This window comes from Anaerocolumna sp. MB42-C2, assembly GCF_030913705.1.
GTDB lineage: Bacteria > Bacillota > Clostridia > Lachnospirales > Lachnospiraceae > Anaerocolumna.
The window spans coordinates 1,353,448-1,369,187 of record NZ_CP133190.1 but is presented as its reverse complement, the minus strand read 5'-3'; the positions used below and the strand labels follow the sequence as shown (position 1 = coordinate 1,369,187).

The following is a 15,740-nucleotide window of genomic DNA, read 5'->3' as shown; positions in this document are numbered from 1 at the left end:
TAATGAAGATCCTCGCAGTAATAGGTAGTCCCAAAGTTGATGGAAATACATATAAGACTATTTGCCAAATAGAAAAAAAACTGTATAGAAAAAATGAAGAAATTGAATTTGAATATATTCAATTAAGCCGGACTAGGCTTGAATTATGTAAGGGGTGTTATATATGCATCGAAAAAGGAGAAGATAAGTGTCCGTTAAAAGACGATAGAGAAAATCTGGAAAGAAAAATGAAGCAGGCGGATGCAGTAATATTTGCATCACCGGTATATACATACAATGTATCGTGGATAATGAAAAATTTTCTTGACCGATTTGCTTACCGCTGCCACCGGCCGGAATTTCATGGGAAGAAAGCTATGGTAGTCGTAACGACTGGAGCTGTGGGAATTGGTTTTGTTACTAAAATTTTGTCATTCATGTTAGGTTCAATGGGATTTATAATTTGTGCAAGGGCAGGTATAACATACGCCCCGCCCCATGAAAAAGATGAGAAGATGCTGCAAAAGGAAACGGATAAATTAATAAGACAAACTGAGAAATTCTATAATAAAATAATTAATACAAACCCAGTAAAACCAACCCTGATAAAACTTCTGACATTTAGAATGCAGCAAAAAGCATTTTCAAAGGCACCACAAAACTTAGCTGATTATAGCTTCTGGAACAAAAAAGGCTGGCTTGAGAAATCAGAAGGTTATTATTATAAAGTGCATGTAGGAATTATTAATAAATTAATTGTATCTCTTATTACCAGATTAATAGTTTAATAAATTTAGTTAAAAAATTGAAAATAGTCTCCAAAAAGTATTTGGAGAAATTGTACCAAAAGCATCGAGATCAAAAACTAGATGCTTCTTTTTAACGTTAAATTCGTTAGATCCGATAGTCAAACCCTATAGATTTTTATTGACAGGTGAAAAGGTATGAATTAATATTAACTCAAAGTTAATTAACTGTGAGTTAATATTTTGAATTAAATTAGAAAAATACTTAATTTCCTGTGACATAAAAAGGCTTTTGGGTGAGAAGCATACGGAAACACATGGTTTTTACCCAATTAACGTTTGCCAAATCCGATCATTATAAGCTCGGTATTCCCTGCATTATAAAAATTGTGTTGTATTCCAGAATAAATATATATGCTGTCACCCGCCGATAGTGTCTTCCTATCGTCCTCTATTAAGGTCTCAACGGTACCTTGTATGACAAAAATACTGAAATCATAGTTTAGGGAAACTGATTTTTCACACGACCATTTTCCTGGTTTTAGAGTGATATACATACCAACAACACTTGAGGTGTCACTATCATCTGCCGAATATGGTGTGATGAATTCGTATTCAGTGCGTATTTCCGGCATAACAAATTTTTTCCTGCTGTTATGCCGGATAATATCGTATTTTTTATCAGCTGTACCTTTATTCAGTATAGTAGAAGCCTCGTTTTCCGATAAAAGTTCGAATATTGGAACCTCAAGACAATTACTGATACGCCTGAGCATATCCAAAGAAGGCTGCTTGAGCCCCCGCTCCAACTGGGACAGATAACTGGAAGTACAGCCGGTTTTATTACTAAGGACTGATAGTGTATATCCCTTTGTTTTCCTGATTTGCTTCAGCTTTATAAAATTCATGTTCTATCCTCCAAAATCGGGTAGTCAAGTCCTAAACCCGCTAAGAAGCGGGGTATATACTTGCAAAGTTAAAAACTATTTATAATACTAGCTTTGAAAACATATAAAGTCAATAGCAGCAGAATATATCATAGTATTAATACTTATTACTTGCTTAAGTTGTCTTTAAGATAATATTTATCTCAGAAATTATTTAAATTGTATGGGATATAAATCTAATCTTGTTATGCAAATCAATATAATTTATAAAAAGGAGATGTTATTATGTCCAATTATGCATTAACAAATTGCCGTATTATTGATGGTATAAATTCCGGCTTCCGAGAAAATATGTCCATTTTAATAAGTGACGGTAAAATCAAACAAATCGGTAAATCATCTGAAGTAAAGATACCGGCAGGTTATAGCAGTGTTGATATAGCCGGTAAATATGTTATGCCAGGGTTGATAAATGCCCATGCGCATCTTTTCGGAAGCGGTAAACCAATGAAAGCGATCAGCGGAGGAAAGTCACAGGAGAAGCTGGTCGGTTTGTTAAGAACAAAGATCGGGCGAAAAGTACTTGATGGTATGGTAGAAAATCATGTTCTGTCGGCACTTAATTCAGGAGTAACAACCATAAGGGCTGTGGGAGATTTATTTTATTCGGATGTTAACCTTAGAGACAGGATTGATTCCGGTAAAATGAAAGGACCGAGATTAATTGTATCCGGACCTGCTATTTCTGTAACAGGCGGACATGGTTCCGGAAGCTTTGCCTGTATCGCAGACTCTCCCTGGGAGGCCAGAAAATCTGTACGTATGAATGTACATGAACAGGTGGATCTTATAAAAATATGTGTCACCGGTGGGGTTACCGATAGCAGAGTGGTAGGTCAAGCCGGCCGGATGGCAATGACACTGGAGGAAATTACCGCCGTTTGTGACGAAGCACATAAAATCGGTTTATTAGTAGCAGCCCACGCAGAAAGTACTGAGGGTGTGCGGATAGCCTTGATGGGCGGGGTAGATACCATAGAGCATGGTAGTGTATTTGATCAGGAAATAATTGAACTCTTCTTAAATAATCCAAAGTCTCTTCGGGGATATTCCTGTCTGATACCCACACTTTATCCGGCAATTACCATATGTAAGCTGAATCCTAAGGATACGCTTATGAGTCCTGTTAATGTTGAAAACTCTAAGATCGTTTTTGACGGAATGGTTAAAGGATTAGAACAGGCAGCCGCAGCTGGCATCCTGGTAGGACTTGGTACCGATTCCTCCTGCCCGTTTGTTACGCAGTATAATACTTGGCGCGAACTTGACTATACAGTTAAATATGCCGGAATTTCACCGGAGGCAGCCATACATAATGCAACCAGGTTGAATGCCAAAATACTTGGAATAGATCATATAACCGGTACACTGGAACCTGGTAAAGCTTCAGATCTTATCGTAGTCAAGCAAAATCCGTTAACCGATTTACGGGTTTTATCCGAGGTGGATATGGTAATGAGGGGAGAACTATTAATAGATAAACCGCAAATCAAAAAGCAGACTCAGGTGGAAGAATTACTTAATACTATTTAAATTAAGTAATTCAGGTGTCGAAAGAGGGATAAATATATGATAACAAATATTTTAAAACTGGTATGTTGGATTAATGGGATGCTTCATAAAAATAAGTTTCAGTACTCTCAGGAAATTGAGGGAAATGCAGGATATATGAAATTAGGTGAGAAGTTGTGGTGGGGATATAAATATTTTTATCATCCGGTAGAAAAAGCGGAGAAAGGGAAAAATATTGAAGAGTATTTCAGAAATCAGGATCTGAATTTTATTTTACCGTTAGGTTTTGAAGAAGAAAGCAGACTTTGTTTTACTGCAGGAGGAGATATATTGGCTTCGCACCATATACGGACGGATAATACGACTCATTTATGGGAAGAGGCAGAAGATTTTTTATTTGATTCTGATATTTGCTGTGCTAACCTTGAGACTCCGGTAGTTCCATCCGTATCCGCAAGTTTTGTGCCGAAGAATATTTTAAAAGCACCTGCCCTTAACAATACACCGGAGTTTTTTGATGTTTTTTACAGAGAAGGCAGAGGGATTAATGTCTATTCAACCGCTAATAACCACTGCCTGGATATGGGTGAAGAGGGATTATTGGAAACACTTGAATTTCTTGATAAAAAGGGCTGTCCCCATGTAGGGACAGCAAGTAACAGACAGCAGAGAGATGATTTCCTGGTTATTACAAAAAACGGTATTCGAATTGCTTTCCTCTCCTATACCTTCTCTACCAATGGGAAGCCGGTACCTGAGGGTAAGGACTACCTGGCCAATTCCATAAGACTTAACCGCCCGGATTGTGATATTTCATTGATAGAGAAACAGGTTCAAACGGCAAAAACAGAGAAGAATGTAGATATAATTATTGCCTGCATTCATTGGAGTCTGGAATTTGAATCCTATCCGATCCAGAATGTAATCAATATGGGACAGAAACTGATAACATTAGGAATCGATATCATCATCGGAAATCATCCCCATGGGATTCAGCCTATGGAAAAGTATTCTTTCCTTGATCCGTTTTCCGGAATAAAGAAACAGGGATTGATTGTATATGCCCTGGGTGATCTCATTTCCTGTCACGAGCATATTCCGAATTCGAGGCTTAATAATTTGGTCCGTTTGAAGTTTTCTAAAGGTAAAATGGATGGTAAAAATATAACAATAATAAGCGATCTTAAAATAAGACCTATGTATATTTATTCTAAAATGACAGGAGATAAATGTGTTGATTTCAGACTGTTACATTTTACAAGATTAATGCATGAGATTAAGGAAAATAACAATCGTATGAATTTCGATAAAGAGGCTGTTAAGGAGTTAAAACGGCTTGAAGTATTAATGCAAAAGCTTTTGCATACGGAAATAATCGAATAGTATGGAGTTAATGAGCACATAAGTTTTTAATATAAAATAAAATTCCCTAAATATAATTTGTATGCTAAAATATCTGTGTGTGGAATAAAAATACTTGATAGCGGAAGTACTGAAATTCGTATCAATTGTATGGTATATTCCAAAACGAAATAGTTTCTAAAGCGTATGGCTAAACGATATAAGGGGGGATGGAAACGTTAAAGGATGAGAGACAGCAGTATATACTAAATGAACTCTATAAATACGGGAGGGTTGTTGTTAATGATCTTTCTAAACAGTTTGTAATATCCAAGGATACGATTCGAAGGGACCTGAGTGAATTAGAGAACCAGGGAGTTTTGAAACGTGTATTTGGCGGAGCCATTCCTTATAAGGTACCTGTTCCGGGTATTGACGCCCGCAATCATGTTCATAAAAATGAGAAGTTCCTTATTGCTAAAAAGGCACTTGAATTAATTAAAAAAGATAGTATGATAGCAATTGATGGAGGCAGCACGAATCTCATTCTGGCATCGCTTCTTCCACTTTCCATTTCTCTTCGAGTGGTAACTAACAGTTTCCCGGTAGCGAATGAACTTAGAAAAAGGCCAAATGCAGAGGTGATTTTTATAGGGGGAAGGTGTGATAAAGGATCGCAGACAACCGTGGGTGATATGGCTATAAAACAATTGCAAAACTTTCATTTTGATCAATGTTATATCGGAGTATATGCGGTGGATTCGAAAAACGGTATTAGTGTTCCGGTACCCTATGAAGCTGAGGCCGGAGTGAAACAGTTGTTCGTCGAAAACAGTGATGAAGTGATTGCTATGTGCGCAGTGGATAAACTGGAGAAAACAGCAAATTACAGAATTTGTTCCATTAATGAAGTCAGTAAGATAATTTGTGAGAATCCGGTTAACGAAAAATTGAACAGGAAATATAAAAATAAAATCATCTAAGCACGCATTTTATATGCGTGCTTTATTTGGCTTTTCATTTAAACATGCAAAATACAGCATAAAATAGGGGTTAATTTAATGCAAACAGATGCTAAAATGGTCTCAAAAGGTGAGGTGACTATTATGAAAGTAAATATTAAAAAAGACAGTAATTGTTTAAAAATCGGTATTTTAGGCTGTGGAACGATCTGTCAGGCGGCACATTTTGAAGCTGCGGTAAAAGCAAGAAATGTGGAATTGATAGCTATTTGCGATGTGGCAGAAGATTTACTGACTAAAATGGAAGCGGTTTATTCTCCGAAGAGAGTTTATACGGATTTTTCAAAGATGTTAAAAGATACGGAAATAGACGCTGTTATCATCGGTATCGGGGACCAGTTTCATACAGCTTGTACAAAAATGGCGTTAATGGCCGGTAAGCATGTTCTGGTAGAAAAACCATTAGGAGTAAATCTTTCGGAATGTGGGGAGCTACGGGATATAGCCAATGAAAAAGGACTTATTGTCCAAGTTGGAAATATGAAACGTTTTGACGGCGGTATTTTATACGCCAGGAATTTCATTCAGAAAGAAATTGGTGAAGTAACCACTTTTAAGGTTTGGTATTGTGACAGTACAGGCCGTTATCAGGTTTGTGATAATGTTATGCCACCGATTTATACCAGTCCCAGTATGAAAAAACCGGCTGGTAATCCGAAAGCGGATCTGGAGAAATACTATCTTCTGGGTCATGGGAGCCATTTATTTGACACTGCAAGATATCTGATGGGAAATATAATCAGTGTAGAAACAAAACATGTTATAAAGGGAAATCTGTATTCCTGGCTGATTGCCTGTGATTTTGAGAATGGAGCCATAGGGAATCTGGATTTGACAATCGCAGTACGTGCAGACTGGCATGAGGGTTTCCAAATTTATGGCACTAACGGTACTGTATTTGCGAAAGTGTACAATCCGTGGATTTTTAAAACATCGGAGGTTGAATGCTGCAATGAGACAACCCGAGAGATTAAAAAACCATTTGAACCGGACGGACATTTTTACCGCCGCCAATTGGAAAGTTTTGCAGAAGCTATTTTAGATGGAAAAGAACAAGTTGGCGCTGATCTGGATGACGGGATAGCAGCACTCAGGGCAATTATTGCATCCTATGAATCTTATCAAAATAATGGACGAAAAACATATTTGAAAGATATGAAAGGAGGAATATAAATGCAAATTGGTATTTTCTCAAAATCCTTTGAGGGTAATTTAGAAGAAATATTCGAAAAAATGAGCACTCTCGGAATTTATCATACACAATTTAATCTCACCTCGGCAGGAATGGAAACGTTACCGGATCATATAGATAAAATAACAATAAAAAAGGTTAACGATACGGCAAAAAAATATAAAATTACTTTGGATGCCATATCCGGCACATTTAATATGATAGATCCCGATTTACAAAACAGAGAAGATGGTATTCGGCGTTTTGGAATATTGTGCGAAATTGCGTCTATATTGGAAATTCCCGTTGTTACCTTATGTACCGGCTCGAAGAATCTCCAAAGTAAATGGAAATGGGATGAAAGAAATTTAAACGGTGCGGCATGGAATGACCTAATGGAAACAACTGAGCAGATTTTAGCATTTGCATCTAATAGTAACATAATTCTCGGTGTGGAAACCGAAGCAAGCAATATTATCAATACACCATATAAGGCCAGAAAATATCTGGATAGTTTTAAGAGTAAGCACTTAGGAATTATTATGGACGGAGCCAATCTGTTTTTGCCTTCCCAGATAAATAATATGGAAGCTGTTCTGAATGAGGCATTTGAATTGTTGGGGAAGGATATTGTGCTTGCCCATGTTAAAGATATTTCAAATGGAAAAGAACTGGATTTTGTAGCAGCCGGGGAGGGAGAATTGGATTTTGGTTCATATATTCAATTGCTTAGAAAATATAACTATCATGGTCCGTTAATTATGCATGGTTTATCAGAAAAGCAAATTCCTGGAAGTCTTAAATTTCTGAAAGGAAAATTAGGATATGTCTGATATTTTACATAATAATATAAGGCTGCATTATGAGAGTATGGGAGAAGGAATTCCGTTCATTTTTTTGCATGGATTAGGCGGAAGTCTGGAGCAAATTAAGAACATTTATGTGCCAATAAATGGTGTAAAACTTATTATACCGGATCAACAGGGGCATGGAGAGAGTGAAGTAAATTGGGAAACCTATAATTTTAAAACTCTGGCTGATGATGTGATCGCATTAACTGATTATTTAAATATTGATAAATTTTATCTGGCTGGTATTTCTATGGGAGCAGCAGTCAGTATTGCCATTGCAGCCGCAAAACCGGAAAGGCTTAATGGTTTGCTTCTGATTCGGAATGCATGGACACACTTACCGATGGATATAAAAATTCAGGGATGGTTCGCAGAATGTGCGGTATGTTTAAAAAACAGAAGCCTGTTGGATTTCAAAAAAACAAAATCATATAGTTATATTTCAGGTATTTCTCGCTATACAACACAGGCTTTTTGCAAATATTTTACAGATGAAGCTTCAGTGAAAAACTACAGGAAGTTCCTTTCATTACCCGGATTATCACCTATAGAGGACTCAATTGTCTTGTCAAAAGTAAATATACCGACAATTATATTAGCAAATCAAAATGATTTAGTTCATCCTTATGAATATGGCACGTATTATCAAAAGTATATATCCGGTGCAAAATTATATGAAATTGTTAATAAGGATATAGATATGGCGGCACACAAGGAAGCTGTAAACCAATATATTCTGGAATTACTTCATATCAATAAGCATTAGGAATCAGCTGCAGATCCAGTGAAAAAGAAAAATTAAATTCAAAAGCCGTCACAATTGTGGCGGCTTTTGACTGTTCGGGATTCTATATATGATGAATATTTAGCCTATTCATTTCTGCTGTTGATTTTATATTAATCACTATTTACCCAGGGCTTATAGTCGTCAACTTGGGCAACAAATTGGCAATATTGCTGTAATAATTGGCGGTTATCCAGTTTGTAAGTATGAAGCCTGAGATCATCATGGCGGATATAGGCAAAATTGTATTTGTTGATAGCATAAAGTTTAATACCCAAATTGGTACAATCTTCTCCAAACTGTTCGTCTACAACATTATCGTCAATAAACTGTACTTTTTGAAAAACACTTTTTTTTGCAAAAAGTGTACAGTTAATAATATAGTCAACATAACTGTTTTCTCTGCCCGGATGGATTATCGCCAGATTTTTTTGATCTTCGAAAAAGACGTAATGCGTTTTTTTTCCAAATACTTCTGCATTATCAATAGGCGCTATATCCATAAAATCATTCAAATAGTTTGAAGCGTAATAATCATCATGGTCAAAATTAGCAATGTATGGATATCTGGTTAGTTTAACTGCATAATTCAGGCAGGCTCCAACCGAGTCACTTTCCGGACGCTGATAAATTCTAATATTTTCATATGTTTGTGCTTTTTTTTGCCAATTGGCAATGTTTAAACTGGAACTGTTAAGAATAATGATTAATTCCTTAAAGGGATAGGTTTGTCTGGAATAATTATCGAATATATTATCCATATAAACAGGTAAATGGGTACAGGTTATGATTGATACTCCGTCTTGGTTAGTCATTGGCCTCTCCGTATTTAAATAAAATTTACTCATATCTTTAAATAATGTATGATACTTTGATAAAATAGATGCAAAGTCAGAAAAGCAAAATTATGTTGATTCTTTCGTAAGGGTAGGAGACGATTTATCCTTTCGCCATTTTCAGGTACTTTAATTTATGGGAAAAAATTTGAAAAAAGTAACAAAATATGCTAAAATTGATTTAAAATCGACAATGATTGTAAATTGATGATTAAATTATTTTGAGGTGGAGACGTGAAAGAGATAAAAATACCGAAGACTTTTCCGGGGATAATTAAAATTATTAATGAATCCAATGATATGGATACAATTGAAACCATGGAAAATTATATTGGGTGCTATTATGGAATACCTGTTCTGTTTATTGGTTCCATAGTGAATTACATAATGCATTACAAACTTAAAAGTTCTGTATTGGACAGTATATTTTTGTTATTACTATGTTTTTGTTTTATTATTACACCACACTTAAAGCTTAAAACCAGAGTTATAACACATTGGATCTCTATTTTATTTTCTGTGGTATTAATCTTTGTTACAATAAGAATTTATCCTTTTATTGGACCCGGAATATGGACCATTGCTTTTATTAACATAATCATCTCATCAATAAGAATAACAAAAGTTATGCTTAATTATGTTACCGTATCCACTTTATTTGTAGGAATGTATTATTCTCTGGTGCTATCAAAAACCCCTTTTAAATATAATACAACCTATTATATTGTCCAACTGCTGTTATTTGCACTGGTAATCGTAATTGCTCCGATTGTCCATTTAATAAATCAGGCACATTATTACAGACTTAATAAGATGTATATGACTGAAGTAAGACAAAGAGAAGAACTGGAAAAAATGTACAATAATATAACTGCCACTCATGCGGAACTTAGTTTCAGATATAATGAATTAAATGATAAGAATACGGAATTAGAGTTAAATGAAGAAAAACTATACCATATGGCTCATTATGATATGATAACGGAATTACCCAATAGAAAGTCGATTATGGACAAAATCCATGAACTTATAGAGGTTTCCGGATATGAAGAAATAAACTTTTATACCGTTTTCATAGATATTGATTCATTTAAAAAAATAAATGATTCTATGGGACATCACATAGGGGATTTATTTATAAAAAAAGCTGCTAATCGTCTTAGTAAGGGCATTCATAAAGAGGATCTTATAGGCAGGATCGGAGGAGATGAATTTGCTTTAATAATTCAGAGGAATCTAAACCGAAAGGAAGCTTATGATTATCTGGAAAGTATAAGACAGGAATTTTTAAAACCTTTCATCATTGGAAATAAAGAGATTAAGACCAGTGCAAGTTTCGGTGTGGCAGCATTTCCGTGTGATGGGGCCCAACAGGTGGAACTGTTAAGGAATGCCGATACGGCAATGTATAAGGCTAAAGAATTGGGTAAAAATAAAGTACAGTTTTTTGAAAATGCAATGAAAAGTGAACTGATAGATAAAATAAATTTTGAAACTGAATTGAAATCAGCCTTAACAAAAGACGAGATTTATTTGGTATTTCAGCCCATCTATAATCTAAAGACGGATAATATACGGGGATTTGAAGTTTTAGCACGATGGAACTCACCTTTGCTTGGGATGGTGAGTCCGGCTAAATTTATTCCGGTAGCAGAAGAATTGGGAATGATCATTTCACTAGGAGAATGGATTATAAAAACTGCCTGCAAAGCATATAAAAATCTACAGACCAAATATAATCTGGAGGGGGTACTTTCAATAAACCTGTCAGTGAAACAGCTGGAAGATTCTAATATTATTATGGTAATAGACGAAGCTCTGAAAGAGGCAGATTTAGACCCGAAATATCTTGAGATAGAGGTAACAGAATCCATATTAATCAGCTCAATTGAAAATTCCATAATAATATTGGAGGAATTAAGAAAAAGAAATATAAGTATATCTTTGGACGATTTTGGTACCGGATACTCTTCTTTAAGTTATTTAAGAAAATTACCCATTGACATTTTGAAAATTGATAAATCATTTATAGATGATTTGCTGAATGAAAACAAAAATATGGAGATTATCGGAAATATGATAATACTGGCACATAATTTAGGAATCTCAGTAGTAGCAGAGGGCATAGAGGAAGAAATACAGGTTACACATCTTAAGATGCTGCAATGTGATTATATACAAGGATTTTATATCGGCAAGCCATTGAGAGTAAGTGAATTAGATGAATATATAGAAAAAATGCAAATACTTAGTAAATAAATACCGGAAATGATACAAATGTAACAACTGTTCTTAAAATAACCCCTTACTTCGTTTACTTTTGGTATTGTTTATATTATAATAATACCGACATTTATTGTAAAATTGTTCACTCAGAACATGATCTAAATTTGGAACAGTATAACTTGAATATAAGAAAGTGCTAGAGGTATTATTATGAAACTGATTATAATCCGCCACGGAGACCCTGATTATTCTATAGATTCCCTTACCGAAAAAGGGTGGAAGGAAGCCGAATTACTATCAAATAGAATTAAAAACATGAATGTAAAAGAATTTTATGTATCACCTTTAGGAAGGGCGAAAGATACAGCATCCCTTACTCTTAATAAGATGAATCGGAAAGCAAAGGTTCTTCCATGGCTTAGAGAATTTAATGCACCGATTAAAGATGAAAAAACAGGAGAAGATAGAATCACATGGGACTGGCTTCCTGGTGACTGGACTAAGGTGACGGAATTTTATGATAAAAATCTATGGCACACTGTCCCGATTATGAATGAGGGGCATGTTATAGAGGAAGCAAAACGTGTTTATACCGGACTGGATGAAATATTAAAAGAACACGGATATCAACGTGAGGGGCAATTATACCGTGCAGTCAGACCGAATAATGATACTATCATTTTATTCTGCCACTTTGGCGTTGAATGTGTAATGTTAGGTTATCTTTTAGGAATCTCACCGATGGTTTTATGGCATGGTTTTTTTGCTGCACCTACATCAGTGACTGTTCTCAATACGGAGGAACGCAGAAAAGGAATGGCTTACTTTCGAGTAAGCTCATTTGGAGATATTTCACATCTTTATATAGCAGAAGAAAACCCCTCCTTTATGGGCAGATTCTGTGAAACTTATGACAATATGGAAGAACGGCATGACTGATAGTATTGGGTATCATTAAATACTACATATAAATTAAATTAAATGTGTAAATTAGTAAAACAGGGCAAATAATACGATTGCCCTGTTTTTAATTTCATAGGAAGTTCTCCGAACTTCCCTATGAAATTAAAAGCCCTCCGGGTAGGATGCACATGAACACGCAAAAGGATAATATCCTTTAGGGTAGATTGTCACTAAAGTGACAGCGCGTCAGCGCTTTCTTATATATGGTCTTATGATTACTCCGCAGTGTCCATTTTCATGCTATATTAATAGATGAATTCATGTTATAATGTTCTAAAAATGCCAGTAGTAAATAAAAAACTGTGAAAAGGATTTACTAAAGCCTTGATTGAAAATACAGGAAGTAGTTTTATAAAAATATCAGACACCAATGATAATGGTATCATAATAGAAAAAACAATGGGTTGTCAATGCTAAATAAGGCTATCTGCGACAGCTCTATTTTAAACAGAAAATTAACGAAGGATTTGAAATAGATCATGAAAAAATTAGTGATGGGAATATTGGCTCACGTGGATGCCGGTAAAACAACATTATCGGAAAGTATGCTTTATCTAAGCGGTAAAATCGGTAAAATGGGCCGAGTGGACAAACGGGATGCCTTTTTAGATACCTATGAGATAGAAAAGGCAAGAGGAATTACTATTTTTTCCAAACAGGCCATGTTAGAAATAGAAGATATACAGATAACCTTATTGGATACCCCGGGCCACGTGGATTTTTCTGCTGAAATGGAGAGAACCCTACAGGTTCTGGATTATGCCATTTTAGTAATAAGCGGTGCGGATGGTGTACAGGGACATACTAAAACATTATGGCGGCTTCTTGCAATGTACGAAATACCTGTTTTTCTATTTGTTAATAAGATGGATCAGAACGGGACGGATAAAGAAAAACTGCTCAAATCATTAAAAAAGCAATTAGACGACGGATGTATAGAATTTGGACAAATCAGGGCAGAGGAATTTTATGACCAGTTGGCGATGTGTGATGAAGAAATGCTGGAAACCTACCTGGAGTCAGGGCAGGTTAAAAACAGCCAGATTAATATAGCCATAAGAGATCGAAAGGTCTTTCCGTGTTATTTTGGATCAGCTTTAAAATTAGACGGAGTCGATCAATTTATGGAGGGTATTGCTGAATATGTTAAGATACCGGCTTATCCGGATGTATTTGGGGCCAAGATATTTAAAATAGCAAGAGATGAGCAGGGGAACCGCCTTACTTATTTGAAACTTACAGGAGGAAGACTTAAGGTGAAAGATGTCCTTTCTAATGGCAAATGGGAAGAGAAGGTCAATCAGTTAAGAATCTATTCCGGAACGAAATTTGAGACGGTGAATGAGTTAGAGGCGGGTTCGGTATGTGCAGTGGTAGGACTTAGTAAAACCAGATCGGGAGAGGGCTTAGGGATAGAGGCAACCTCAGCGGCACCTGTATTGGAGCCCGTATTGTCCTATCAGATTATATTACCTGAGCGTTGTGATCCGAGAGAAATGCTCCCTAAATTACATCAGATCGAAGAAGAAGAGCCGGAACTTCATATAGTCTGGGATGAGCAGCTGCAGGAGATCCAGGCACAAATCATGGGAGAGGTACAGATAGAGATTTTGCAAAGCCTTATACAAACCCGTTTTGGCATGAAAGTAGCTTTTGATGCGGGAAGAATTGTATATAAAGAGACAATTGCCAATACGGTAGAAGGTGTTGGACATTTTGAGCCATTGCGGCATTATGCAGAGGTTCATCTGTTATTGGAACCGGGTGAGCCGGAAAGTGGTCTGGAAATTTGTTTAAACTGCAGTGAAGATGTATTGGGTAAAAGCTGGCAGAGACTGATATTAACCCATCTGGAAGAAAAAAAACATAAAGGAGTATTAACCGGAGCAGTTATTACAGATATGAAGATCACATTAATCGCAGGACGGGCGCATACTAAACATACCGAAGGCGGTGACTTCAGAGAAGCTACCTACCGTGCAGTACGCCAGGGATTAAAAGAAGCTAAGTCCATACTGCTGGAACCTTATTATGCTTTCCAACTGGAATTACCGGAGAAAATGGTAGGAAGGGCTATGACTGACATAGAAAAAATGTGCGGTACCTGCGAAATATCTCAGACAAACGGTGAAACGGTGATACTTGTTGGGAGTGCACCTGTTGTTACTATGAGGAACTATCAGAGAGAAGTGATTGCCTATACCAAAGGTCTTGGCAGGTTATTCTGCAGTCTGAAAGGTTATGAACCATGCCATAATGCAGAAGAAGTGATTAAACGTATCGGTTATGATTCGGAAAGGGATATCGCTAATCCGACCGGTTCTGTATTTTGTGCACATGGTGCCGGATTTTTAGTGGATTGGGATAAGGTAAAGGATTACATGCATTTGGAGGGATATCTTCAAAGCAGGGATACTGCCTCAAGTGGAGTATCTATAAATAAAGAGACAGATAGGGAAGAGAGTTTTATTAGTCTTGAAGAAATTGACCATATCATCAATTCTACTTTCTATTCGAACCAGGGTAAGAAATCAACCTGGAAAAAGCGTAAGACAGCCAGAGATAGCTATTATGCGCCTTCCTCATATACAAACAATCAGAAAGAAACCAAAGAAAAATATCTTCTGGTGGATGGTTATAATATTATCCATGCCTGGCCTGAGCTGAAAGAACATATAGCTGACAATATGGACGGTGCCAGAATGAAATTACTTGATATTTTAAGTAATTATCAGGGAATCCGGAAATGCCAGATTATCGTTGTGTTTGATGCATACCGCGTAGAGGGGCATAATGAGGAAATTATTGATTATCATAATATCCATATGGTTTACACGAAAGAGGCACAAACGGCGGATCAGTATATTGAAAAATTTGCCCACTCCAATCGGAGTAAATATGATATAACGGTAGCAACCTCGGATGGCTTACAGCAGATTATTATAAGAGGTGCGGGATGTACCTTATTATCCGCTAGTGATTTAAAAGTGGATATTGAAACCGTAAATGAAAGAATAAAACAGGAATATGAGGAACAACAAGGAAGAAACCGGAATCATCTGATAGATACCTTATCCCCGGAAGCAAAGCAGAGGATGGAAGAATTTGTGAACAAAGATATTAAAAACTAAAAGTACCGGTTGGTCCTGCCGGTCATCCATTTTGCATGAAACCTTATAAGGTGAGTATAAAGATTCATGTAAAAGAAAAGCCTGTCAATATATTGATAGGAAAGCAACATAATATTATAATAACCAATGCCTGTAGTTTAATAATCTACAGGCATTAATTATTCGGTTACACACCTGGAAAATTACATTCTCAATCATACAGATTCAACAAATTTTTATACAGGTATTTAC

12 protein-coding genes are annotated in these 15,740 nt (G+C 36.1%); 10 read left to right on the top strand and 2 right to left on the bottom strand.

The features are described from left to right. Positions 1–2: 2 nt before the first annotated feature. Entirely contained in the window at positions 3–767 is a 765-nt protein-coding gene (locus RBU59_RS06125) for a flavodoxin family protein (protein WP_308146997.1), read from the top strand. A gap of 290 nt (positions 768–1,057) precedes the next feature. Here RBU59_RS06125 and RBU59_RS06120 read toward each other — a convergent pair whose 3' ends face one another. Further along, positions 1,058–1,633, bottom strand: coding sequence for a helix-turn-helix domain-containing protein (locus tag RBU59_RS06120; RefSeq protein ID WP_308146996.1), 576 nt, complete (start codon positions 1,631–1,633; stop codon positions 1,058–1,060). Positions 1,634–1,897: 264 nt separating this feature from the next. Between RBU59_RS06120 and RBU59_RS06115 the strand changes: the two genes are divergently transcribed. From RBU59_RS06115 to RBU59_RS06090, 6 genes are all read left to right on the top strand, one after another. Continuing rightward, a complete protein-coding gene (locus tag RBU59_RS06115) occupies positions 1,898–3,205 on the top strand; it encodes an amidohydrolase family protein (protein WP_308146995.1) in 1,308 nt (435 codons plus the stop codon). A 36-nt stretch (positions 3,206–3,241) separates the two neighbouring features. Further along, positions 3,242–4,567 (top strand): CapA family protein, encoded by a 1,326-nt coding sequence (locus tag RBU59_RS06110; RefSeq protein ID WP_308146994.1) that lies wholly within the window; start codon positions 3,242–3,244, stop codon positions 4,565–4,567. Positions 4,568–4,755: 188 nt separating this feature from the next. Continuing rightward, positions 4,756–5,508, top strand: coding sequence for a DeoR/GlpR family DNA-binding transcription regulator (locus RBU59_RS06105; protein WP_308146993.1), 753 nt, complete (start codon positions 4,756–4,758; stop codon positions 5,506–5,508). 78 nt (positions 5,509–5,586) lie between these two features. Beyond that, positions 5,587–6,720: a Gfo/Idh/MocA family protein gene (locus tag RBU59_RS06100; protein ID WP_308146992.1), complete on the top strand. Its 1,134-nt coding sequence runs from the start codon at positions 5,587–5,589 to the stop codon at positions 6,718–6,720. Beyond that, positions 6,721–7,551, top strand: coding sequence for a sugar phosphate isomerase/epimerase family protein (locus tag RBU59_RS06095; RefSeq protein ID WP_308146991.1), 831 nt, complete (start codon positions 6,721–6,723; stop codon positions 7,549–7,551). Continuing rightward, positions 7,544–8,335, top strand: a complete 792-nt coding sequence (locus tag RBU59_RS06090; RefSeq protein ID WP_308146990.1) for an alpha/beta fold hydrolase — start codon at positions 7,544–7,546, stop codon at positions 8,333–8,335. Before RBU59_RS06095 ends, RBU59_RS06090 begins: the two co-directional genes overlap by 8 nt. 131 nt (positions 8,336–8,466) lie before the next feature. Here the strand turns inward: RBU59_RS06090 and RBU59_RS06085 are convergent, their stop codons facing one another. Then, the gene (locus RBU59_RS06085; RefSeq protein ID WP_308146989.1) at positions 8,467–9,168 is read right to left on the bottom strand and encodes a glycosyltransferase; all 702 of its coding nucleotides are present in this window, start codon (positions 9,166–9,168) and stop codon (positions 8,467–8,469) included. A gap of 255 nt (positions 9,169–9,423) precedes the next feature. Between RBU59_RS06085 and RBU59_RS06080 the strand changes: the two genes are divergently transcribed. The 3 genes from RBU59_RS06080 (at position 9,424) to RBU59_RS06070 (ending at position 15,509) form a co-directional block, all read left to right on the top strand. Next, positions 9,424–11,448 carry a putative bifunctional diguanylate cyclase/phosphodiesterase gene (locus RBU59_RS06080; RefSeq protein ID WP_308146988.1) on the top strand — a complete coding sequence of 675 codons (2,025 nt, stop codon included), beginning with the start codon at positions 9,424–9,426 and terminating at the stop codon, positions 11,446–11,448. A 177-nt stretch (positions 11,449–11,625) separates the two neighbouring features. Continuing rightward, complete coding sequence (locus tag RBU59_RS06075) at positions 11,626–12,354, top strand: histidine phosphatase family protein (RefSeq protein ID WP_308146987.1); 729 nt, start codon at positions 11,626–11,628, stop codon at positions 12,352–12,354. 503 nt (positions 12,355–12,857) lie between these two features. Further along, complete coding sequence (locus RBU59_RS06070) at positions 12,858–15,509, top strand: translation factor GTPase family protein (protein WP_308146986.1); 2,652 nt, start codon at positions 12,858–12,860, stop codon at positions 15,507–15,509. Positions 15,510–15,740: the final 231 nt, after the last annotated feature.

Excerpts from the sequence above, each read along its gene's own strand:
- RBU59_RS06085 (WP_308146989.1), bottom strand. The coding sequence starts at position 9,168 with ATGACTAACCAAGACGGAGTATCAATCATAACCTGTACCCATTTACCT.
- RBU59_RS06110 (WP_308146994.1), top strand. The coding sequence starts at position 3,242 with ATGATAACAAATATTTTAAAACTGGTATGTTGGATTAATGGGATGCTT.
- RBU59_RS06070 (WP_308146986.1), top strand. The coding sequence starts at position 12,858 with ATGAAAAAATTAGTGATGGGAATATTGGCTCACGTGGATGCCGGTAAA.
- RBU59_RS06120 (WP_308146996.1), bottom strand. The coding sequence starts at position 1,633 with ATGAATTTTATAAAGCTGAAGCAAATCAGGAAAACAAAGGGATATACA.
- RBU59_RS06105 (WP_308146993.1), top strand. The coding sequence starts at position 4,756 with ATGGAAACGTTAAAGGATGAGAGACAGCAGTATATACTAAATGAACTC.
- RBU59_RS06125 (WP_308146997.1), top strand. The coding sequence starts at position 3 with ATGAAGATCCTCGCAGTAATAGGTAGTCCCAAAGTTGATGGAAATACA.
- RBU59_RS06075 (WP_308146987.1), top strand. The coding sequence starts at position 11,626 with ATGAAACTGATTATAATCCGCCACGGAGACCCTGATTATTCTATAGAT.
- RBU59_RS06115 (WP_308146995.1), top strand. The coding sequence starts at position 1,898 with ATGTCCAATTATGCATTAACAAATTGCCGTATTATTGATGGTATAAAT.
- RBU59_RS06090 (WP_308146990.1), top strand. The coding sequence starts at position 7,544 with ATGTCTGATATTTTACATAATAATATAAGGCTGCATTATGAGAGTATG.
- RBU59_RS06095 (WP_308146991.1), top strand. The coding sequence starts at position 6,721 with ATGCAAATTGGTATTTTCTCAAAATCCTTTGAGGGTAATTTAGAAGAA.
- RBU59_RS06100 (WP_308146992.1), top strand. The coding sequence starts at position 5,587 with ATGCAAACAGATGCTAAAATGGTCTCAAAAGGTGAGGTGACTATTATG.